Source organism: Tractidigestivibacter sp., assembly GCF_050946515.1.
Taxonomy (GTDB): domain Bacteria; phylum Actinomycetota; class Coriobacteriia; order Coriobacteriales; family Atopobiaceae; genus Tractidigestivibacter.
Genome location: NZ_JBMNUX010000001.1, coordinates 256,549 through 278,578 on the forward strand (window position 1 = coordinate 256,549; position 22,030 = coordinate 278,578).

Consider the following 22,030-nt stretch of genomic DNA (forward strand, 5'->3'; position numbering starts at 1 on the left):
CCATGAACCTTACTCTTGTCATCATCATCGTGTGCGTGGTCATCGCCATTGCACTCGTTGTCGTTTTTCTCGTCTTTGGGCGCTCCGAGGCCAACTTCACCTTTGATATCGGTGGGGGAGGTCCCAAGGCATCTGGCGGCTCCGACACGTCGAGCGAGACGAACACTCACTCTCGCCTGAAGGGACAGCTTATAGTCTCTGGCGGCGTTTTTGGCGTCCTTATCGCCAAGCTCTTTTCCATGCAGGTCCTCTCGTCTGACGAATATGTTGAGCAGGCGGAGTCTAACCGCACGCGCAGCGTCTCCATCGCCGCTTCGCGTGGCCGCATCCTCGACAGGAACGGCAAGGAAATCGTCACCAATCGCCCGAGCCTGACCGTGGTGGCAGAGGGCGACGTTGCCGACGATGATATCGAGGTTCAGCTTCTAGCCAATCTCATCGGCATGCCGGCCCTTGCCGTCAAGCGCAAGATCGAGGACACTTCGACGGGAGCGCAGAGCCTCCGCTCTGTGTCCGTTGACGTCTCGCGCCGCGTTGTTGCCTACATCGCCGAGCACCCCACGGTTTTCGATGGCGTCGAGGTTGAGGAACTGACGCAGCGCTCCTATCCGTATGGCTCCGTCGCGGCGCACGTCGTCGGCTATACGGGAACCGTGACGGCGGACCAGCTGAACTCACAGAGCGATGACGAGGGTGCGGTCCAGTACAATTCGGGCGACATCGTCGGACAGTCTGGCGTCGAGCTCGAATACGAGAGCGTGCTGCAGGGAATTGACGGCGAGCAGATCGTTTACGTTGACGCTGACGGAAACGTACTCGACTACTCGTCGACGATTGAGCCGAAGAGCGGCTCCGACATCCTGCTGACGCTCGACATCGACGTCCAGCAAGCTGCGGAAGAGTCCATCCAGAAGGTCGTCGAGTACCAGAAGAGCCTCGGCTATCGTGCGGATGGCGCCAGCGCCGTTGCCATCGACTGCACCAATGGCGAGGTCATAGCCATGGCGAGCTATCCCACCTACTCTCCCAACATCTTTGTCGGCGGAATCTCGACAGGCGACTGGGAGAACCTTCAGTCCGAGAGCTCAAACTACCCCTTGATGAACCGCGCCATTGCCGGCCAGTACCCGTCCGGATCCACCATCAAGGCCCTCACGACCCTTGCCGCCCTAAGCTATGGCATCGCCACCGCGAGCTCAAGCTGGTACTGCACCGGCTGGTGGACGGGCTTCGGCGAGGCCTATGGCATGAAGTGCTGGTGGGAGAGCGGCCATGGGTCGGTCAACCTCGTGACGGGCATCACTTACTCCTGCGACGTCGTCTTCTACGAGATTGGCAAAGGCTTCTACTACGCCGACGCTGACAAGCAAGAGGGCATGCAGGAGACGTTCAAGAAGTTTGGCCTCGGCCAGACGGCCGGCATCGACTTGCCAAGCGAGGCCGCAGGCCGCGTCCCTGATGCCGAGTGGAAGTGGAACTACTGGTCAGATGCGGATGATGACGCCAGGACGTGGCAGGGCGGCGACAACTGCAACCTTGCCATCGGCCAGGGCGACCTTCTCGTCACGTGCCTGCAGATGGTCGACGCCTACTGCGGCATCGCCAACCGTGGGACCATCTATCAGCCCCATGTCCTCAAGAGCGTGAAAAGCGCCGAGGGGGATGGCTCGGTCATTGACTACGAGCCAAAGGTGATCTTGACCCCCGAGGAAGACTCTGCGAACTTCGACGTCGTTGACGAGGGCCTTTCTGGCGTCATCTATCAGGAGTCTGACTCGCAGACCATCCACTGGACAAACCTCAACGAGCAGGTGCGCGGCAAGACGGGTACGGCGGAGCAGACGAGCTCCGGCGAGCCCATTGGCTGGTTCATTGCGTTCGTTCCCGCCGAGGATCCCAAGTATGTTGTCGGCGCCAACGTGGACCATGTCCTCTCCGGAGCAACGAGCGCCATGTACGTTGTCCGCGACATCATCGGCGCCATCTATAACGAGCCCGACGACCAAGAGCTCAACTCGACAAACGTGGACCGCTAAGCAAAGAAGGGAGTTGCCATGGCTGGTAGCGCAACAGATGGGCTGCTTGACTCTGCAAGCTCGCACCTGAGAAGTGCGGGGTCGAACGCCAGAACCGTCAAGGCGAAGCGCGCCTTTGGCAACATCTACTTCTCCCAGCTCATCCCAGCGATGCTCTTGATCGTCTATGGAGTCATCGTTATCTGGTCGGCCTCGCTTACCATCTCTGAGGCAAGCTTCCCTCGCCACCTCTTGGGCATTGCTCTGGGTATCGTCTGCTCGGTCGTGGTCTGGCACTACGACTACAGGAACCTCCAGTCAATGACCAGGGCGCTCTTTGTCATTGACTGCATCCTGATGATTTCGCCAAGGATCCCCGGCCTTGGCTACTACGCCAACGGCATTACTGGTTGGGTCAGGATTCCTCTCATCGGAATAACGTTTCAGCCGTCCGAGCTTGCCAAGATCGTGACGATCTATCTGATGGCTGCTCTTACGGCGCAGTACAACGGCAAGATCGACACGCTGCGCGACTACATAAAGCTCTGCTTCATCCTTTGCGTTCCGTTTGCCTTGATCCTGCTCCAGCCTGACCTGGGCACTGGCCTCATCATCCTTGTCTTTGGGGCTGCAATCATCATCTGCGGCGGAGCGAAGAAGAGCTGGGTCTTGATAACGATAGCCATCATTGTGGCGGGGGCAGCGGCCATCATCATCGAGTCGATGATCGACGGCATACCCCACATTCTCAAGACCTACCAGCTCAACCGCCTCATCGTCTTCATCGACCCCTCCGTCGACCCGTCTGGCGACGGCTATAACCTGCAGCAGGCAAAGATTGCCGTCGGCTCCGGCGGGCTGTTTGGCAAGGGGATTGGCAACGCGTCTCAGGCAGGCAGCGGCTTTTTGCCCGAGGCCCACACAGACTTCGTCTTTGCTCTGCTTGCGGAGGAATTTGGCTTTGTCGGGAGCCTCGTGCTTCTCGGGCTGTTCGCATGGATGATATTCTCGACGATAAGCCTTGGCATGCACTGCGAGCTGATGTTTGGCAAGCTGGTGTGCGTTGGCTGCGCGGCTATGTGGACGTTCCAGGTCCTCGAGGAGGTTGGCATGTGCATTGGCATCATGCCAATCACCGGCATCCCTCTTCCGTTCATTAGCTACGGCTCGTCTTCGATGATCGCCCAGATTACTGCCGTGGGGGCCGTTCAGTCGGTCTGGCGCCACAGGCAGAAGTCTGCCTAGTCTCTGCTGCTTTTGGAGGGTTTGATGGCTCAGATATCTTTGAACAAGATTCTTGAGGTGCTTGGTGCTGGCAAGGACGCCCAGGAGAATCGCGCCGAGGGCATACGCCTCTGCGTGCGCGTCGGCTCCGCCGCGCCTCGTCCGCTCGTGCTCGCCGTGAAAGACTTGCTTGTCGCCGACGACCGTGGCGCAGAGGTGGACGTTGCGCTTGCGGGGTCTGGAGCGCCAACCTCTGCAGATGCCGCAATTATTGTCTGCGGCAACGCGGAGGCCGATGCGGCGACCTCTGCGCTTGGGTTTGCTCGCGCAAACGTACCCGTTGCCCTTGTTGCCGAGACGGCCGTCGAGGCGCCGGAGGTTGAGCTTCCCGAGGAGGCAGAGGGTCTCGTGAGCGTGATTGCGTGCGCCGACCCCTCGAAGCTCGGGCCCCTGCTTGCCGACTGGCTTGTCTCTGCGACCCCCAAGGGCATTGCCATGGCCGCCAACTTCCCGTTCTGCCGTGACGCAGAGGTCAAGCAGCTCGTCGTTCGCTGCGCAGCTGAGAACGCCGCCGTTGGAGCCGTGAACCTCATCCCCGGCTCCGACATGCCGGTAATGACGGCAAACCAGTCGAAGCTCGCCCTAGACATCGCGGCCGCCTATGGCAGGGGCCTCGACGCATCGCGTGCAGTCGAGATCGCGGCCATCGTGGCTGCCGGCTTTGCTTGGCGCAGCCTCTCCAGAAACGTCGTGGAGCTCGTTCCCGCTGGCAAATGGGTGCTTAGGGGCGTTCTTGGCTACGTGGGCACCGTTGCGGTCGGCAATGGCCTCAAGCTGCGCTTTGGCATTGAGGACGGCACCGTCGAACTGCCGGACTTTGCATCCCTTGGCAAGTCGTCCAAAGAGGCCTCTGGCGCCCTCGCCGCTCTTCCCCGGCGCGCCCAGGATGCGGCAAAGAAGGCTCACGAAGAGCGCGAGGCGCGCGAGCGCGCTCAGTACGTCATCTTCTCCGCTGACGGCACTGTGAGCCAAGGCGCATAGCATGAAGGCGAAGCGAGAAGACCTTTACTACAAGATTGAGCCGCTCCTTTCGCACGTTGAGCATCCGAGCCGCTACCTCGACCACGAGTGGGGCTCCGTCGAGCAGCAGGATGGGCCGTTCCATGCCTGCCTCATCTATGCGGACGTTTATGAGATTGGCCAGCCTAACCTGGGCCTCTCCATCCTCTATGGCGCCTTGAACGCAGCCGACGGCATCTCGTGCGAGCGCGCGTATCTTCCTTGGACGGACATGTCAGCTCTCATGCGAGAGCGCCACATTCCTCTCCTGTCGCTTGAGTCAAGCTCTCCTGTGGCGTCTTTTGACTTGGTGGGATTTACGCTCGCGCACGAGCTCATCGCGACAAACATCGTCGAGACGCTCGATCTGGCTGGCATTGCGCTGCGTGCCGAGGACCGCGACGAAGACGACCCCATTGTCATCGCGGGAGGTCCTTCGGTTTGGAACTGCGAGCCGATGGCGCCCATGTTCGACGCGATCCTTCTGGGGGACGGCGAGCAGGCCGTCGTCGAGATTGCCCAGTGCGTGCGCAGCTGCCGAGAGCGGGGCTTGTCTCGTTCCCAGATTGCAATCGAGCTCTCGCACATCCAAGGCGTCTATGTGCCCTCGCTCTATCAGCTTGTTGTCGACGACACGTCAACGCGCTGGGGCTACGTCGTGCCCAAGGAGGGCTCAGGGGCGCCGCCAACGGTTCTCAAGCGCTGCATTCCCGACCTCTCTGCCACTCCTGCCTGCGCTCAGCGCGTGGTGCCTTACCTAGGCGTCGTTCAGGACCGGCTTGCGATAGAGGTGCTGCGCGGCTGCGCCCGAGGGTGCCGCTTCTGCCAGGCGGGCATGACGTATCGACCCGTGCGCGAGCGGCCTGCCAATCAGATTGTCGAGTCTGGCATTAAGGGCCTTCGTGAGACCGGCTATGACGAAATCTCGCTGTCTTCTCTCTCGACGACCGACCACTCCCAGTGCGCCCAGATTCTCTCCGAGCTTGACCAACGCCTGGATGGTCGCGGCATCCGCGTGTCCATCCCGTCTCAGCGCCTTGACTCCTTTGGCGTCGACATGGCGACGGCGGTCTCCGGCTCAAAGCGTGGAGGGCTTACCTTTGCGCCCGAGGCCGGCACGCAGCGCCTTCGCGATGTCATCAACAAGAACGTGACGGAGGATGACATCGAGCGCGCGGCGAGGAACGCCTTCGAGAATGGCTGGCGTCGCTGCAAGCTGTACTTCATGATGGGGCTTCCCACCGAGACCGACGAGGACATCGTCGCCATTCCGGCCACGGCCAAGCGGGTTCTGGACATCGGCCGAGAGGTCGTCGGAAGGGGCCGCAAGAGCAAGGTCTCCGTCTCCGTATCCGTTGCCGTCTTTGTCCCCAAGGCCTATACGCCGTTTCAGTGGGCGGGCCAGCTCGACCGCTCGGAGGTCGAGCGCCGCGTCGACCTGCTCGTCACCTCGAACACGGAGCGGGACATCAAGATCTCCTACCACGACTCGACAACCTCGCTCGTCGAGGCCGCGCTCTCCAAGATAGGCCGCGCCGGCTTTGACCTCATCTATGCGGCATGGCGCCATGGCTGCCGCTTCGATGCTTGGACCAGCGAGTTCTCATTTGAGCGCTGGGAAGAGGCCGCCTCTGAGCTTGGCTACAACCTTGAGGAGATAGCCTCCGAGCAATTCCCGACCGACGCGCGACTTCCTTGGGAGCACACCTCTCCCGGCGTCTCAAAGGGCTACCTGCTTCGAGAGTGGAGGCGTGCGGCACAAGGGGTCACAACGCCCGATTGCACCCGCACCTCATGCGTTGGCTGCGGCGTCTGCCCAACATTGGGAGTTGCGAACAAGGTCTGGGGCGATCGCTCATGATGCAGGGACTCTATCGCCTTCGCTTTGAGTATGCCAAGGACGAGCGGCTTGCCTACCTTGGCCACCTCGAGGTGATCAACACGATGCTCCGCTGCATTCGCCGCGCCCAGCTGCCCTTCTCGGTTGGCAACGGGTTTGCTCGCCGCGTTCGCATCCAGTTCTCTCAGGCGCTTCCAGTAGGCGCGTCCTCCTCGAGCGAGTACTTTGACCTCGTGCTGACTGAGCGCATGGGAGAGCAGGACGCGCTCTCGGCGCTCGCGGCCTCAACGCCCCCCGCCCTGGCACCGCGTCGCTGCGGATACGTAGACGGGAGCCTTCCCGCGCTCGAAGCTTGGCTTACGCGATCGCGCTGGAAGCTCGAGGTGCTCGGATCCAATAACGCCGAGGCTCTCCTCGAGGGAGCCATGGAGCTCAAGAAGCAAGGGCAGCTCGTCTATCTGCGTGGAGACAAGGAAAAGCGCGTCGACCTTACAAGCACGCTCGTATCGCTTGATGCAAAGGCCTCTCCTGACAGCGAGTCGATCCTGGCCACAATGGAGACGCGCTCGAGCCCCGAAGGGTCGCTTCGGCCACTCGTATTGATCAGCGCCATCGCGACGGCACACCCTGACGAGCTCTCTGGGATCGACTCCGTTCGCGTTCGCAGGGTGGGGCAGTGGCACGAGACAGAAGATGGTCGTCTTGTGGAGCCTCTATGAAACGTGCACGATAAGGTTTCTGGAGACTAAAATTTCATAGGTTGTGTCGGAAAGCCATCGGTCAGTGGCATCGATTCGTTTCCCTTGCGGTCGCCGCTGGTCAGGGTCAAAATCCGTTGACGGTTTCCGGCTCGGCTAGTACCATAAAGAACTGTTGCACTCAAGCCAGCAATGAAGGGTTACACACATGTACGCAATCGTAGCAACTGGTGGCAAGCAGTATAAGGTTGCCAAGGGCGACGTCATTGACGTCGAGAAGCTCGACGCGCAGCCTGGCGACAAGGTCCAGCTTGCCGTCCTTCTTCTGAATGACGGCACCAAGACGGTCGTTGAGCCTGCCGCTCTCGAGGGTAAGACGGTTACCTGCGAGGTTCTCGAGCAGTTCAAGGGCGAGAAGGTCACCATCTTCAAGCTCAAGAAGCGTAAGCGCTATCACCGCACCAAGGGTCATCGCCAGAACCTCACCAAGCTCCGCGTCACCGAGCTCCCCGGCGAGGGCGAGTAAGTAGTCACACCAGCATAGATAGGCAGGTAGCACCATGGCTCACAAGAAAGGTCTCGGCTCGTCCCGCAACGGCCGCGATTCGCAGGCTCAGCGCCTTGGCGTGAAGATCTATGGCGGTCAGGCAATCAAGACCGGTCAGATCATCGTTCGCCAGCGCGGCACTCACATCACCCCCGGCAAGAACGTTGGTCGCGGCAAGGATGACACCCTGTTCGCGCTTACCGACGGAACCGTTGAGTTCAAGAAGGGCGCAAAGCACGTCGTCAACGTCATTCCGGCTGCTGAGTAGCGATTCATCTCATCCATTTGCGGGGCCCCGCTTCGGCGGGGCCCTTTTTATCGGCTCGATTGCCCTGAGGCAGGCGGCTCTGGGAGGCAAGGCGCGCCGGCGCCGGGCTCGCCTTGCCTTGTCGAGCAATGCTCGCCCGACAAAACCGTTAACCTTTGCTGTTGTGGCTTGAAAACCGCTCGGAACAGCCATGTTGTTCTAGTACCATCTGAGTGTCGCAAGGAGGACACTGTGGTCACATTCACCGACCTATCTCATATCAACGTCAAGGGCGGCGACGGCGGCGCCGGGTGCATGTCGTTCCGTCGCGAGGCGTTCGTACCCAAAGGGGGTCCCGACGGCGGCGACGGCGGCCATGGCGGGGACGTCATCGTTGAGGCAGACCCTCAGCTCTCGTCGCTCATCGACTATCGCTACAAGCATCACTTCAAGGCCGAGCGCGGAACGCACGGCCAGGGCAAGCGCATGCATGGCAAGGACGGCCAGGACCTTATCCTGCGCGTTCCCCTTGGCACCGTCGTTCGCGAGCTTGACCCCGAGACGCAAAAGCCGCTCTATCAGATTGCCGACCTCACGCGCCCCGGCGAGCGCGTCATCGTTGCGCCTGGCGGCGTTGGCGGTCGCGGCAACATTCATTTCGTCACGTCCGTCCGCCGCGCACCGGCGTTTGCCGAGAAGGGCGAGCCAGCGCGCGAGCATTGGATCGAGCTCGAGATGAAGCTCATGGCCGACGCCGCGCTTGTCGGCATGCCTTCCGTCGGCAAGAGCTCCATCATCGCCCGCATCTCTGCGGCACGCCCGAAGATCGCCGACTACCCCTTCACGACGCTCGTTCCCAACCTCGGCGTCGCCCGCGCGTCTGACGGGCGCTCGTTTGTCTGCGCTGACGTGCCCGGTCTTATCGAGGGAGCGAGCGAGGGCAAAGGGCTGGGGCACGAGTTTTTGCGCCACATCGAGCGCACTGCGCTCATCCTGCACGTCGTTGACGTCACCGGCGGCTTCGAGGGCCGCGACCCCGTCGACGACTACCACACGATCAATGCCGAGCTCTCGGCATATGCGGCCGAGCTCGCCGAGAGGCCGCAGATTGTCGTTGCCAACAAGTGCGACATGCCCGACACCGATGACGCCATCGCGCGCCTGAAGGAGGCTGCCGAGAAGGATGGGCGCCGCTTCATGGCGGTCTCGGCCGTCACGGGCAAGGGCCTCGACGACCTCGTGAACGTCACCGCGGCTCAGGTGGCGGAGCTCAGAAGCCAGGTTGAGGTTCCCGAAGGGCCGGCTGACCTCTACAACAAGACGTGGGAGCGCAGCCGCCAAAAGCGCGACCGCGCATTCACCATCTCTCGCGAGGAGGCGCATGTCTGGCGCGTCACCGGCGGCTCGATCGAGCGCATGGTCATCCAGACGGACTTCGAGAACGACGAGGCAATCGCCTACCTGCAGCATCGCTTTGATCGCGCGGGCCTTGACGAGCGTCTTGAGGAAGCAGGCTGCCAGCGCGGAGACGAGGTGCGCATCCTGGGATTTGCGTTCACCTATGAGGGCGGTCCCGTCAACGATGAGTTCGCAGGCCTCGACGAGGATGAGACCCTAGACGGGGGAGACGAGGATTGATGGCATCTACCAAGGGCGCTCGCACTGTCGTCGCAAAGATTGGCTCCTCTACGCTCGTGGACAAGACGGGCGCCATCGACCGCGCGTTCGTCCGCTCGCTCTGCGACCAAATCGCGACGCTCGTGGGGGAGGACACTCGCGTCGTGATGGTGTCTTCGGGCGCCGTGGCCGCCGGTCGCGAAATCTTGGGCTTCCACGAGCGTCCGCGCGAGATTGATGACCTTCAGGCTTGCGCCGCCGCAGGCCAGGCCCTTCTCACGCAGTTCTACTCTCAGGCCCTGGAGCGCCACGACATTCCGTGCGGCCAGGTTCTTCTCTCTCGCCGCGACGTCATCGAGCGAGACTCGTACCTGCACGCGAGAAATACGCTCACGCGCATGTTCGAGCTTGGCGCGGTGCCAGTTGTAAACGAGAACGACACCGTCTCGGTTGCCGAGTTCACGTTCGGCGACAACGACATGCTCGGAGCTATCGTTGCGGGGATGGTCTCTGCCGACCTGTATGTGATTTTGTCGGACGTCGCTGGCCTTTATACGGCCAATCCGCAAGAAGACCCGACAGCAAGCCTCGTCGAGACCGTGCATGAGGTCGACGCCCGCGTCTCTGGCATGGCCGGTGGCTCGGGCACCTCGTTTGGCACTGGCGGCATGTCCTCAAAGGTCCGCGCCGGTCGCGCGATGCTCGCGGCGGGCATCCCGACCGTCATCTGCCTGGGGAGGCGGCCAAACGTGCTTGTCGACGTTGCGCATGGCAAGAGGGTCGGTACGCGCTTTGTGCCCTCTGGCTCTGGCACGCACGATGTGGGCCGCAAGCTCTGGATTGGGCTTTCTGAGATTGTGCACGGTTCGCTTTACCTCGACGAAGGCGCGACGCGCGCCGTCATTGACCGCGGCGCCTCGATCCTTCCCGTTGGCGTTACCAAGACAGAGGGAGAATACCAGGTTGGTGACGTTGTCAACGTGCTCGACCCCGATGGTGCCCTTATCGGCAGGGGGGCGGTGCGCTACTCTTCAGAGGACATGGCTCGCGTGCGCGGGCTGAAGCTCGACGTCATCGAGCGGTTCTTGGGACCCGACCGCGCGCAGCCGGCAATTCATCGCGACGAGCTTCTTGTTTTCTAGGGGAGAGCATGGTTAGCACAGGAAAGGTTGCGCCTTCTGCTATAGACATTGACCTCTTGCACGAGAAGGACCTTCCCGTCTTGGGAACCGACCCTTCTCGCACCTATCGCCTGGGCATCATGGGCGGCACCTTCGACCCCATCCACAACGGCCATTTGGTCGCCGCCGAGCAGGCCTTCGATGACCTGCATCTGGACATCGTCGTCTTCATGCCCGCGGGGCGTCCCGCCTTCAAGCTCGACCGTAACGTGACCTCGGGCGAGGACCGCTACGCGATGACGCTTCTGGCAACGGCCGACAACCCCCACTTCGTCGCCTCTCGCTTTGAGGTGGAGCGGGAGGGCGTCACCTACACTGCCGAGACGCTGCGGCTTCTGCGCGAGCTCTATCCCGACAACGTCGAGTTCTACTTCATCACCGGCGCCGACGCCATCAGCGAGATCGTCAAGTGGCGCGACTCCGCCGACATCGCTCATCTGGCGCATTTGGTCGGGGCAACGCGCCCTGGGTATGACCTTGACCACGCATGGGAGGTCATCGATGAGTCTGGGATTGACTTCGACGTCACGTACCTCTCCGTTCCCGCGCTCGCCATCTCCTCGAGCTACCTGCGCGAGCGCATCAAGGCCGGCCAGAGCCTGCGCTACCTGACGCCCGACTCTGTGACGGGGTATTTGCACAAGCACGGGCTCTACGGCGTCACGCGGAGCCGTTACGGACAGACTACGGAGGCAGCCGACTGATGGCTGGAAAGAACAAGCCCAACTACACAGACGAGCAGCTTTGCACAATCGCAGGAATCGAAGCTGACGTGAAAGAACATCTTGCGGCCAAGCCCCACAGGCTCGGTCATTCGCTGTCGGTAGCCCAGTGCGCCGAGAAGCTCGCCCTAGCCTATGGCGTGGACCCCTATCTTGCGCACGTGGCTGGGCTCTTGCATGACTGGGACAAGGCGCTCTCCAAAGAGCAGGTTATCGAGCGCGCCCGCGAGCTTGGGATAGACCTTGGGGTCGATCTGCGCCTGGTGCAGCCGCTTCTGCACGGCATCGTTGCTGCTCGCGAGCTTCCCTCGCGCTATCCCGATCTTCCTCCGGAGGTCTGGCATGCAATCTCGGTCCACACGACCGCCGCGCCTGAGATGTCGCCGCTTGACGAGGTGCTCTTTGTTGCCGACGGCATCGAGCCCATGCGCCCTGACACTCCGGGCATCCATTCGGTGCGCAAGAAAGTAGGGGAGGTCTCTCTCGACGACCTTTTTTGGGAATCCTTCGTAGGTGGCATAGTTTACGTGCTTGATGGTTCGCGCTACCTCTGGCCGGGTACCATTGATACATACAACAAGATTGCGCAAAGGCGCTCTCATCAGGGCGAATAGCGCACGAGGACAGGAGATTCTATGGCTTTGACCTCTCTCGAGATCGCAAAGGTAGCTGCCGTGGCAGCCGACTCAAAGAAGGCGGAAGACATCGTTCTGCTCGATCTAACCCAGCAGACCGACGTTTGCGATTACTTCTTGATCTGCTCGGCGACTAACACCACACAGATCGACGCCATTGTCGATGAGATTCGCGAGAAGGTCCGCATCAACTGCAACGTTTCGCCCATTTCGACCGAAGGCCGCGAGGGCAAGCACTGGATTCTCCTCGACTACGGAAGCGTCGTCGTGCACGTCTTCATGCCCGAGACGCGTGACTACTATCGTCTTGAGCGACTTTGGGGAGACGCGCCTCGCGTTGAGCTCAACCTCGAGGGTGCGGCGCCGGCGTCCGAGGAGGCCTCTGCCGAGTAGCGCCAGGCCCAAAGGTTCGCCACGCGTTCGGGGCGTGCCCGCCTGGGAGATTCGCTGCAATCCGAGCTCGGGGTCGCAAGCGGCCCTTCTAGTTATTTGCGCGACCGGCTTCAGTCCTTTGGGAGGTCTTTTGGCGCAGTGCCTGTCGTCTTGGACCGAAAGCGCAGGTCACGACCATATTCCACGGCATCGTCCCCAAAGCGTTCCTTGAGCGCGTCGGTAACGCGGGACAGATTCGCGTGATTTCGCGAGCGTTCATTCTCGCTCGCTTGGCCGTCCGGGAAGAGCCTCAGCTGCTCTCCCGCGGGGTCGTCGTCGAAGCTCGAGATGCCAACTCCCACGAGCCTTACGCGTATCCCAGGCTTCCAAAGCTCGTCCAAAAGGCCTACGGCAACGGGCCCAAAGACATGCTCGTCATCAACTCTTGAATCAAGCCTCGTCTGGGCGGTGCGCGACCTCAGCGTATCGTAGCGAAGCTTCAAGGTGACGGTGCGACCCTTGAGCCCCTTCTTGCGAAGCCGCCTGCCAACCATTCCAGCGATATGGAGAATCGCGGCCTCAAGCTCGTCTCGCCCTGTGATGTCCGTCTCAAACGTCCTCTCGTTCGAGACGGACTTGACCTCCTCCTCTGCGTCGGAAAGCTGCACGACGCTTTTCTCTCGACCCGCGGCGCGCTCGCGCATGCGGGGGCCCATGACGCCGAAGCGGACCTCGAGCTCTTTCTCGTCTGCATGCGCAAGCTGCCCGAGCGTCTTGATTCCCATCTCGGCTAGCTTCGACGTTGCCGCAGGGCCTATGCCGCTCATGGCGCTTACGGGAAGCGGTGCCAAAAAGCCCGCTTCAGTACCGGGGAACACGACGGTAAGGCCTCGCGGCTTCTCGCGCTCAGAGGCAATCTTGGCGACGGTCTTGTTTACGCCGATGCCAATGGAGCAGCTTATGCCCAGCCCAAGCACGCGGCGCTGGATTCTTTGGCAGATGTCGACGGGACTCTCTCTCGAGAAGCGACCTGGCGTCACGTCAAAAAACGCTTCGTCGATCGAGACTTGCTCTACGCGCGGGGTCTCGTCTTTGATGATCGACATCACCTTGTCGCTCATCTCGCGGTAGCGCTTGAAGTTGGGGGAAGCCCAGATTGCGTCAGGGCAGAGGCGCTTGGCCGTGGCGGATGCCATGGCCGAGTGGACCCCATAAACGCGAGCCTCATACGAGGCAGTGGAGACGACCCCGCGTTTTTCCGGGGAGCCACCCACGATAACGGGCTTCCCTCGCCATTCGGGATGATCGAGCTGCTCAACCGACGCAAAGAAGGCATCAAGATCGAGCAGCCCCACCGCGGGCCCGTTCCAGGCGATGATGTCAGACCTTGTTTCCATGACTCGATTATACGAGCCAATGCCATCAGGCTTCCGGCTCTCTTGATTGGCTCGCGGCTGGCCATGAGGCTCCTTTGCCGTTGCGGCTCCAGCAGCCGCTCAAGTTGCCAGCGCCAAGCCGCGTGATCCCACCTCAGATGCCACAGACAGGGTGTCAATGCTTTGAAGGAGTGCCATTCCTATACCTGAGGCTTTGCGAAGCCCTTCTCGCTTTGAGCTGCGATGGCGGCGAAAATCCTCACGCAGGAGGACGATTGGATACGACGCTCAGAGAATTCGCAGGTGGAGAGGTTGTGCGAGAGTCGCGCCCGCGAGAAGCGCCCCGCGAGAAGTGCCCCGCGAGAAGCGCGACATCAATTCTTTTCCAGCCTCACACAAGGGGCGGCTGCCAAGTTGCGCGACTTCTGCGGCATCAGAGGTCGCGCAACCTGGCAGGTTCGGCATCAGAAGTCGCGCAAGTTGGCAAAACGGGCATCAGAAGTCGCGGAACCTGGCAGGGGGCGGCATCAGAGGTCGCGCAACCTGGCAGCCGGGGGAGCTGCGCCCAGCATCAGAGGTCGCGCAAGTTGGCAGCGCTCGCGGCGCTTCTACAGCACGACGGTGAACGTGGTGCCGTCCTGAGCCGTGCTTGTCGCAGTAATCGTTCCGCCATGAGCCTCAATGATTCCCTTGCAGATGGCAAGCCCAAGGCCAAACCCGCCCGACTTCTGGCGCTCTCGGGCCTTGTCGGAGCGGTAGAAGCGGTCGAAGAGGTGCGCCAGCTCCTCTGCAGCAATTGGGTCGCCGCCATTGTTGACCGTAAGCTTTGCGCTGGAATGACTCAGCTCAGGCTTCTTGAGCGCCACCTTTACGACCGAGCCCTTGGGCGCATACTTTGTCGCGTTGTCAATCAAGGTGTTCACCGCGCGCGAAAGCTGGTCGTAGTCGCCCTGCACGTGGACGTCCTCATCGATGTCCTTCTCGATTTGGCAGCCACGCTCGAAGGCAATGGCGTCAAACTCAAGGACGCTCCCGTCAACAAGCTCGGAAAAATCAATATCTACCTTGTTGAGGGCGGAGGAGTTGCGGTCGGCAATGGCCTCGTCGGTTCGAGCGAGCGTCAGCAGGTCCTCCACAAGCCCTTGCATGTGATGGGCCTCGTCGAGCGTGCTCGAAACCCACCTGTGCTGCTCTTCGTTGAGGCTATCGTCCGTATTAAGTATGTCTGTATTTGCGATGATCACCGCAAGGGGCGTCTTAAGCTCGTGCGACGCGTCAGAGATGAATCGCTTTTGCGAGTCCCAGTTCTCTTTTATTGGCTTCAGTATCCAAGCGGAGAGGAGCCACACAATCACAAAGAGCGCTCCCAGGGCGATAAGCACCGCCCCTGCGTCCATCAGCGTCATCTTGGCGAGGTTAGCGTCGATTGTGCTGGTGTCTGCGATGGCAATGCGCCAGCCGTCCTCCGTCGCGACCTTCATCCACTCAAAGTGCAGCTCGTTGTTTTTGCCAAGAGTGCTGTCGCTCTCAAGGGCCTCTTCGAGAATCTCTGCAAACACGTCCTCGTCGATGTAATAGGAGCTGCGCGACACGATCGTGCCATCAGCGTTCACGTCGACGACATAAGTGACCAGGTTGGGGCTAACGCTCTCAACGTCGCGGTCAAACTGAGGAGGAGCGTCGACGCTGTTTGAAAGCCCCCTGTGGAGGGCGTCCTCGACAACCTCGGCCTGCGTCGTGTAATTAATGATAAGCGACGACCCGAGAGTAAGTATCAGAACAAGCCCAACGAGAGTCATCGTTATGATGACGAATTCCCTTCGCAGCTTTTTCAGCATGCGCTATGACCCCCAAGACCGGTTCGGTAGTACTGGACCGGCCATTAATTCTCGAAGTACTCCAAGCGATATCCCAGCATTCTCAGAGTTGTGATCTGGACCTTAGAGTTTACATGCTGAAGCTTCTTGCGAAGGAATGAGATGTAGGCCTCGACTGAGTTTTCCGAAGCGTCGGCATCTGCGCCCCACACCTTGGTCAGCAGGTCCTGCTTAGAGACTACGCGCGTATTGGACGTCATGAGCATGTTCATGACCTCAAACTCCTTGCCGGAGAGGTGCACCTTGCGGTCTTTGCAGCTGAGGTCATGGGTCGTGAGGTCAAGCGTAATGTCCTCGAACTTGACCTCGTCGATGACAACCTCGCCCTTGCGGCGGGTCAGCGCGCGGAGGCGGGCGAGAAGCTCATCGGACTCGAAAGGCTTGGTCATATAGTCGTCGGCGCCTGCATCGAGCGCGTCAACCTTGTCTTTGGTCGAAGAGAGCGCGGTCAGCATCAGAATCGGGGTGGACTTTCCTGCCCTTCTCAGCTCGTGCACGATCTCGCGCCCGTCCATGCCGGGAAGCATCACGTCCAGCACGATAGCGTCGTAAGCGTCGGATTGCGCTTTCTCAAGGCCAGACGTTCCATCGTAAGTTGCCTCGGCGTTGTATCCATTGCTGTTAAGGATTTCAACGATCGCGTCGGCCAGGTTCTTCTCGTCCTCAACGACAAGAATGTTCATACGTGCCTCCCTTAATCACTTTAGGTACAAGAATCATAGAGTGAAGCGCTAAAGCTAACCTAAAGAATCCAAAGTTCGCAATTAAAGTCGCAAATACATATTTGACACCTGAAACTTCTTCTCCGAGGTCCCTTCCAGCCATTTTTAAGAACAGACCATTCACAAAATCTGCACCTACAGTCCCTCTTGTTGGCTGTATCATTTATGGCTGCTTTGTGGCTATGCGGTGCAGCCATTCCCATCTACTCAGGCACCGCTTGTTTGGAGGAGTTTTCATTGGCAGTTAAGATTCGCCTGGCCCGTCACGGCGCCAAGAAGCACCCGTACTATCGCGTCGTCGTCGCTGACGGCCGCATGCCTCGCGACGGTCGTTACATCGAGCAGGTTGGTCGCTACAACCCCATGACCAACCCCAAGACCATCGAGATCGACCTCGAGAAGGTCGATGAGTGGGTCTCTAAGGGTGCCCAGCCCACCAATGCCGTCTCTCACCTGATTGACATCGCCCGCACCGGCGCTCCCGCTGCCGAGAAGAAGGCCAAGCTCTCGAAGAAGGCCGCTGCTAAGGCTGCCGAGGCTGCGAAGGCTGCTGCCGAGTCTGCCGCTGAGTAGCGGGTGGTCCCATGGATGAGACCATTGGGATGAGCGAAGAGGAGCCCGACGTCGACGAGATGCCCTCTGACAAGGTTGCGGATCTAGTCGAGTACATAGTCTGCGGTCTCGTTGACGACAAAGACGCTGTTTCCCTTGACGTCACCGACGGAGAGGACGGTTCTCTCATCGAGGTCAATTGCGCGGAGGCCGATGCAGGCCGCGTGATTGGTCGCAAAGGTCGTACGATAAAGGCTATCCGTACCTTGGCCCATGCGTTGGGCCAGCGCGTGGGGACCTCGGTCGAGGTTGAGGTCGTAGGCTAGTCTCGTGCGTCAGCAGTTCAGAATCATAGCCCGTGTGGAAAAGCCGCACGGAAGAAGGGGGGAGGTCGTGACGGTTCCCGTTCACGGCCTTCCCCGTCTTATGCGCGAAGGCCTCAAGGTCTTCGTGGTGCCGCCGCATCTCAAGGGACCCCGCTCGTTTGTCGTATCACGCGTGAGCGAGGGCTCCGGTGCGGGGCAGCTCGTCTCGTTTGAGGGAGTCTCCAGCATTGCCGCAGCCGAGCGACTTGTCGGACGCCAGCTCTTGGCTTGCGAGGACGACCTTCCAAAAGACATCTCGCTTCACGACGCAAGCGCGATTCTTGGCCGCGAGGTCATAGACCCCGCCCTTGGCGAGCTCGGCATCGTCGAAGAGGTCATGGTGGGTCCCGCAAACGACGTCTGGGTCATCGAGGGAAGGCGCGGAGAGCTGCTCCTTCCCGTGATCGATTCCGTCGTATCCGAAGTCCCCAGCAAGGGTGCCATCACCGTCAATGTCCCCGACGGGCTTGGATTTGAGTCCGAGGGAGGGGAGAGCGCATGATCTTCGAGACGCTCTCTGTCTTTCCTGACGTCTTCGAGCCATACCTCTCCGCGTCGATTATGGGTCGCGCCCAGGCGAGGGGCATCTTCTCGTTCGAGGCCTACGACCTCAGGGACTGGACGCACGATCGCCACCGCACCGTTGACGACGCCCCGTTTGGCGGCGGACAAGGCATGCTCATGAAGCCCGCGCCGCTCTTCGAGGCGATTCGCGACATCTCCACTCGCGGTGACGTCTCGCCGCACGTGGTGTTCTTCTCGCCCTGCGGAAGGCGCTATGACGAGTCATGCGCGCGCGAGCTTGCAGGATACGAGCGCATCCTTCTCGTCTGCGGTCGCTACGAGGGGATGGACGAGCGAGCCTACACGCTTGCAGACGAGGTCTTCTCGCTTGGCGACTACGTGCTCACCGGAGGAGAGCTTCCTGCCCTTGTGGTGATCGACTCGGTCGTTAGGCTGCTTCCTGGCGCGCTGGGCGACGAGCGGAGCGCTGAGGACGAGTCTTTCTCTGATGGCCTTCTGGAGTACGCCCAGTACACACGCCCGGCGGACTATGATGGGCTTCGCGTGCCCGACGTGCTCCTCTCGGGAGACCACGCGGCGGTCGATGCATGGCGCAGGGAAAGCGCCATCAAAAGGACCGCTCTGTGGCGGCCCGACCTTCTCCAAGGGGCGGGGCTCTCGGACGAAGAGTGGGAGCTTGCCCGTCGCGTCATGGACGAGGCAAAGAATCGTACGGACGAAGGCTCGGACGCCGACGGAAAGACCAAGGAGGCGCAGCACTGATGGCTTACCAGACTGAAGATCCAAAGACTTCCACTACCGAGAAGGGCGGCAGGAAGCATGGAGCGGGCTTTGACGTCTTTGTCACGATTCTCGTAGCTTTCGTCATCGCAGTCCTTCTGCGCCTCTTTGTCGTCGAAGTCAACGTGGTTCCTACGGCTTCGATGCTTGACACCATCCAGGAGGGCGACCTCATCTTCGGCCTTAGGATTTCGCTTCTCTGGGATGACCCAGACCAGGGGGACGTCGTCACTTTCAAGAGCGTGACCGACTCCGACACGACGCTCGTCAAGCGCGTGATTGCCGTTGGCGGGCAGACCGTTGACCTGCGCGACGGCGTCGTCTATGTGGACGGCGTGGCGCTGGACGAGCCCTATACCGAGGGAAAGCCCTCCTACTCGCTCTCCGACACAGCCGGGTCCGCTGGCATCACCTATCCTTACACCGTTCCTGACGGATACGTTTGGGTCATGGGAGACAACAGGACAAACTCCCTTGATTCTCGCTACTTCGGCCCCGTCCCCGTGAGCTCGGTGACGTCGAAGGTTATTTGCATCTACTGGCCAATCGAGGACATCAAGACCCTCTAGGGAAGGGCTTTGACGCTTTGGGAAGAGGAATCAAATGAGCGAATCCCCGTTGACGTTCCAAGACATGATCCTTGCGCTCGAGCACTATTGGGCCGAGCAGGGCTGCACCGTCATGCAGCCATACGACTCTGAGGTGGGCGCTGGCACCTTCCATACCGCCACGCTTCTGCGCTCGCTGGGGCCTGACGCCTGGCGCACCTGCTACCCGCAGCCATGCCGCCGCCCCGCCGATGGCCGCTATGGCGAGAACCCCAACCGCATGCAGCACTACTACCAGTTCCAAGTGCTCCTGAAGCCCTCTCCTGCCGACTCGCAGGACCTTTACCTGGGGTCTCTCGCGGCAATCGGCCTTGACCCGGCGGACCACGACGTCCGCTTCGTCGAGGATGACTGGGAAAGCCCCACCCTTGGCGCCTGGGGCTTGGGCTGGGAGGTCTGGATGGACGGCATGGAGGTCACGCAGTTCACCTACTTCCAGCAGGTGGGCGGCATCGAGGTAGACCCCGTGCCAGTCGAGATCACCTACGGCCTGGAGCGCATCGCCATGTATGCGCAAGGCAAGAACTCCGTCTATGACATCGTGTGGAGCTACCTGCCCGACGGGACGCCGATGACCTACGGCGACGTCTTCCTCGAGAACGAGCGCGAGTTCTCCGCCTACAACTTCGAGGTCGCAAACGTGGACATGATGCGCCAGAAGTTCGACGACTACGAGGCCGAGTGCCACAGCTGCCTTGACCGCAAGCTGCCGCTGCCCGCTTATGACTGCGTGATGAAGTGCAGCCACGCCTTCAACCTGCTCGACTCCCGCGGCGCCATCTCTGCGACCGAGCGCGCCAACTACATCCTGCGCGTCCGCACGATCGCGAAACTTTGCTGTGAGTCGTACCTAGCAGAGGTCGCAAGCAAGACTGACGACGGAGCCCAGAAGGGGGAGGTGGCCTAGGATGGCCGATACGAGGGATTTTCTGCTTGAGATCGGCACCGAGGAGATGCCGTCTGCCCCGCTCATCAACGCTGCCAAGCAGCTTCCGAAGCTTGTGGAGAAGGGCTTGGACGACGCTGGGCTTTCCCATGGCTCGGTCCGCGTGATTTCCAGCCCGCGCCGGCTTGCGGCTCTGGTCTCTGACGTTGCGATGGCGACCGAGAGCGTCCACGAGGTGAAGCGTGGACCTGCGGCGAGCATCGCCTTTGACGCCGACGGAAATCCAACAAAGGCTGCCATGGGCTTTGCCCGCAAGTTTGGCATCGACGCTGCCGACCTTGCGCGCCGCGTTGACTCCGATGGTCGCGAGTACGTGTTTGCCGAGCGGAACATCCCGTCTCGTCCTGCAATGCCCATTCTCTCAAAGCTCTCGCACGACGTCATCGCCCAAATCGAGTGGCCAAACTACCGCAGCCAGCGCTGGGGGTCTGAGCACGAGACCTTCGTGCGCCCCATCCGTTGGCTCTGCGTCCTTCTTGGCAGCGAGGTCGTGCCCGTCACTTACGCAGACGTGACCTCGTCTAACACCACGCGCGGCCATCGCGTGCTCGCGCCCGGCGACCACGTCGTGAGCGAGCCTGCGGACTACGAGAAGGTCCTGGAGGACGCCTATGTGCTTGACGCCCCCAAGCGCGCCGAGGTCATCCGCCAGCAGGTGGCAAAGATCGAGGCCGAGCGCGGCGGCGCCCGCGTGGACATGCCCAAGCGCACGTTCGACGAGGTCGTGAACCTCTGCGAGTGGCCCACATCGCTCGTCGGCTTCTTTGACGAGGAGTTTCTCAAGGTGCCGCACGAGATCATCTGCGAGTCCATGCTCTCCAACCAGCGCTACTTCCCGATCTACGACGCTGACGGCGAGCTGACCCGCGAGTTCGTCGTTGTCTCAAACGCCAACCCCGCCTGCTCCGCGACTGTGATCGATGGAAACGAGCGCGTCGTGCGCGCCCGTCTCGACGATGCCAAGTTCTTCTACGACGAGGACCTCAAGGTTCCTATGGACGAGTTTGTCGAGCGCCTTGACAAGGTCGTCTTTCAGGAGAAGCTCGGCACCGTGCGCCAGAAGGTCACCCGCATGGAGGCAATCGCTCCTGCCGTGGCCACGGCCGCAGGCGCTGACGCGCAAACGGTAAGCCATGCAACCCACGCGGCGCATCTCGCCAAGGCCGACCTTGTGAGCCAGGCTGTTGTTGAGTTCACCAACCAGCAGGGCGTCATGGGTGGCTACTATGCAAAGGCCGCCGGCGAGCCCGACGACGTCTGCGTGGCCATCCGCGAGCACTATCGCCCGCGCTTCGCTGGCGACGATTTGCCCTCCAACCTCGTCGGCACCTGCGTGGCCATCGCTGACAAGCTTGACACCGTCTGCGGCATCTTTGCCATAGACGAGCCGCCCACTGGCTCTTCCGACCCCTTTGCCGTTCGCCGAGCCGCCATTGGCATCATCAATATGTTGCGTGCACTCCCCACGGTGCACCTTAAGCCCCTCATCGCTCTTGCGCTCGGCTCCTACAAGGAGCAGGGGCTCTCGTTTGACGCCGACAAAGTTGCTGCTTCTGTCGAGAAGTTCTTCCAAGGTCGCCTCGCCGCAATCGCTCGTGACGAGAAGATCGCTCCTGACGTCATCCAGGCCGTGAGCGCCGTGGGCGTGATCGACCCCGACGAGTTCTTGCGCCGTGCCCACGCGCTTGACGCTGCGCGCTCGGAGCGCCCCGAACTGTTCGAAGACCTTGCCACCGCCTACGCCCGCGCCGCACACTTGGCGGACCCAAAGCTGGGCAGCGACGTCGACGAGGCCCTTCTTGGAGACTCCGAGCGGGCACTTCTCGATGCCGTCAAGAAGGGGGAGGCCGACGTGTCCGCCGCCCTTGCCGCTGGCGACTTTGACGCGGCCTGCGCCGCTCTTGCAAACCTGCGCGACCCAATCGACACCTTCTTCACCGACGTTCTCGTGATGGATCCCGATCCTTCCATCAGAGACAACCGTTTGCGGATTCTTAACCGTTTCTCGGGCGTCTTTGGCGATGTCGCCGATATTGGCGCGCTATCGAAGAAGAAATAGGCTATAGAGGTAAAAGTTGCTACACTCATCTCTGAGTGAGATTTGTTAATTCCGCGTCACGGG

General features: G+C 61.0%; 22 protein-coding genes. 19 read left to right on the forward strand and 3 right to left on the reverse strand.

Going from position 1 to position 22,030, the window contains the following annotated elements; all coding sequences use genetic code 11:
- The first annotated feature begins 2 nt into the window (after window positions 1-2).
- The 12 genes from mrdA (at window position 3) to rsfS (ending at window position 12,178) form a co-directional block, all read left to right on the forward strand.
- Window positions 3-2,036 carry a penicillin-binding protein 2 gene (gene mrdA / locus ACOYJL_RS01070; RefSeq protein WP_433568345.1) on the forward strand — a complete coding sequence of 678 codons (2,034 nt, stop codon included), beginning with the start codon at window positions 3-5 and terminating at the stop codon, window positions 2,034-2,036.
- Window positions 2,037-2,054: 18 nt separating this feature from the next.
- Window positions 2,055-3,260: an FtsW/RodA/SpoVE family cell cycle protein gene (locus tag ACOYJL_RS01075; RefSeq protein WP_433568346.1), complete on the forward strand. Its 1,206-nt coding sequence runs from the start codon at window positions 2,055-2,057 to the stop codon at window positions 3,258-3,260.
- 24 nt (window positions 3,261-3,284) lie between these two features.
- Window positions 3,285-4,280, forward strand: coding sequence for a DUF697 domain-containing protein (locus tag ACOYJL_RS01080; RefSeq protein WP_433568347.1), 996 nt, complete (start codon window positions 3,285-3,287; stop codon window positions 4,278-4,280).
- 1 nt (window position 4,281) lies between these two features.
- Entirely contained in the window at window positions 4,282-6,159 is a 1,878-nt protein-coding gene (locus tag ACOYJL_RS01085; RefSeq protein WP_433568348.1) for a TIGR03960 family B12-binding radical SAM protein, read from the forward strand.
- Complete coding sequence (locus ACOYJL_RS01090; RefSeq protein WP_433568349.1) at window positions 6,156-6,857, forward strand: TIGR03936 family radical SAM-associated protein; 702 nt, start codon at window positions 6,156-6,158, stop codon at window positions 6,855-6,857. The genes ACOYJL_RS01085 and ACOYJL_RS01090 overlap by 4 nt, the downstream gene beginning before the upstream one ends.
- Before the next feature lie 187 nt (window positions 6,858-7,044).
- Complete coding sequence (rplU, locus tag ACOYJL_RS01095) at window positions 7,045-7,362, forward strand: 50S ribosomal protein L21 (RefSeq protein WP_433568350.1); 318 nt, start codon at window positions 7,045-7,047, stop codon at window positions 7,360-7,362.
- Between the two features lie 34 nt (window positions 7,363-7,396).
- Window positions 7,397-7,651 (forward strand): 50S ribosomal protein L27, encoded by a 255-nt coding sequence (gene rpmA, locus ACOYJL_RS01100; RefSeq protein ID WP_433568351.1) that lies wholly within the window; start codon window positions 7,397-7,399, stop codon window positions 7,649-7,651.
- Window positions 7,652-7,882: 231 nt separating this feature from the next.
- On the forward strand, window positions 7,883-9,268 hold the full coding sequence (gene obgE / locus ACOYJL_RS01105; RefSeq protein WP_433568352.1) for a GTPase ObgE: 1,386 nt from the start codon (window positions 7,883-7,885) through the stop codon (window positions 9,266-9,268).
- The gene (proB, locus tag ACOYJL_RS01110) at window positions 9,268-10,389 is read left to right on the forward strand and encodes a glutamate 5-kinase (protein ID WP_433568353.1); all 1,122 of its coding nucleotides are present in this window, start codon (window positions 9,268-9,270) and stop codon (window positions 10,387-10,389) included. Before obgE ends, proB begins: the two co-directional genes overlap by 1 nt.
- 8 nt (window positions 10,390-10,397) lie before the next feature.
- On the forward strand, window positions 10,398-11,132 hold the full coding sequence (gene nadD / locus ACOYJL_RS01115; RefSeq protein WP_433568354.1) for a nicotinate-nucleotide adenylyltransferase: 735 nt from the start codon (window positions 10,398-10,400) through the stop codon (window positions 11,130-11,132).
- Window positions 11,132-11,764: a bis(5'-nucleosyl)-tetraphosphatase (symmetrical) YqeK gene (gene yqeK, locus ACOYJL_RS01120; RefSeq protein ID WP_433568355.1), complete on the forward strand. Its 633-nt coding sequence runs from the start codon at window positions 11,132-11,134 to the stop codon at window positions 11,762-11,764. The genes nadD and yqeK overlap by 1 nt, the downstream gene beginning before the upstream one ends.
- A gap of 21 nt (window positions 11,765-11,785) precedes the next feature.
- Entirely contained in the window at window positions 11,786-12,178 is a 393-nt protein-coding gene (gene rsfS, locus ACOYJL_RS01125) for a ribosome silencing factor (protein ID WP_433568356.1), read from the forward strand.
- Between the two features lie 110 nt (window positions 12,179-12,288).
- Here rsfS and dinB read toward each other — a convergent pair whose 3' ends face one another.
- From dinB to ACOYJL_RS01140, 3 genes are all read right to left on the reverse strand, one after another.
- Complete coding sequence (dinB, locus tag ACOYJL_RS01130; RefSeq protein WP_433568357.1) at window positions 12,289-13,554, reverse strand: DNA polymerase IV; 1,266 nt, start codon at window positions 13,552-13,554, stop codon at window positions 12,289-12,291.
- Window positions 13,555-14,141: 587 nt separating this feature from the next.
- Window positions 14,142-15,371, reverse strand: coding sequence for a sensor histidine kinase (locus tag ACOYJL_RS01135; protein WP_433568358.1), 1,230 nt, complete (start codon window positions 15,369-15,371; stop codon window positions 14,142-14,144).
- A 44-nt stretch (window positions 15,372-15,415) separates the two neighbouring features.
- Window positions 15,416-16,093, reverse strand: coding sequence for a response regulator transcription factor (locus ACOYJL_RS01140; protein WP_433568359.1), 678 nt, complete (start codon window positions 16,091-16,093; stop codon window positions 15,416-15,418).
- 276 nt (window positions 16,094-16,369) lie between these two features.
- On the opposite strand from ACOYJL_RS01140, the gene rpsP reads away from it, so the two are divergent.
- Genes rpsP through glyS form a run of 7 tightly spaced genes read left to right on the forward strand, consistent with a single transcriptional unit; the run spans window position 16,370 to window position 21,967 of the window.
- Entirely contained in the window at window positions 16,370-16,705 is a 336-nt protein-coding gene (gene rpsP / locus ACOYJL_RS01145) for a 30S ribosomal protein S16 (protein ID WP_433568360.1), read from the forward strand.
- A gap of 11 nt (window positions 16,706-16,716) precedes the next feature.
- Complete coding sequence (locus ACOYJL_RS01150; RefSeq protein ID WP_433568361.1) at window positions 16,717-17,010, forward strand: KH domain-containing protein; 294 nt, start codon at window positions 16,717-16,719, stop codon at window positions 17,008-17,010.
- A 34-nt stretch (window positions 17,011-17,044) separates the two neighbouring features.
- Window positions 17,045-17,551, forward strand: coding sequence for a ribosome maturation factor RimM (locus tag ACOYJL_RS01155; protein WP_433568396.1), 507 nt, complete (start codon window positions 17,045-17,047; stop codon window positions 17,549-17,551).
- Window positions 17,548-18,336, forward strand: coding sequence for a tRNA (guanosine(37)-N1)-methyltransferase TrmD (gene trmD / locus ACOYJL_RS01160; RefSeq protein WP_433568362.1), 789 nt, complete (start codon window positions 17,548-17,550; stop codon window positions 18,334-18,336). The genes ACOYJL_RS01155 and trmD overlap by 4 nt, the downstream gene beginning before the upstream one ends.
- Complete coding sequence (lepB, locus tag ACOYJL_RS01165; protein WP_433568363.1) at window positions 18,336-18,923, forward strand: signal peptidase I; 588 nt, start codon at window positions 18,336-18,338, stop codon at window positions 18,921-18,923. Before trmD ends, lepB begins: the two co-directional genes overlap by 1 nt.
- A 34-nt stretch (window positions 18,924-18,957) precedes the next feature.
- Window positions 18,958-19,869, forward strand: coding sequence for a glycine--tRNA ligase subunit alpha (locus ACOYJL_RS01170; protein ID WP_433568364.1), 912 nt, complete (start codon window positions 18,958-18,960; stop codon window positions 19,867-19,869).
- A 1-nt stretch (window position 19,870) separates the two neighbouring features.
- The gene (gene glyS / locus ACOYJL_RS01175; RefSeq protein ID WP_433568365.1) at window positions 19,871-21,967 is read left to right on the forward strand and encodes a glycine--tRNA ligase subunit beta; all 2,097 of its coding nucleotides are present in this window, start codon (window positions 19,871-19,873) and stop codon (window positions 21,965-21,967) included.
- Window positions 21,968-22,030: the final 63 nt, after the last annotated feature.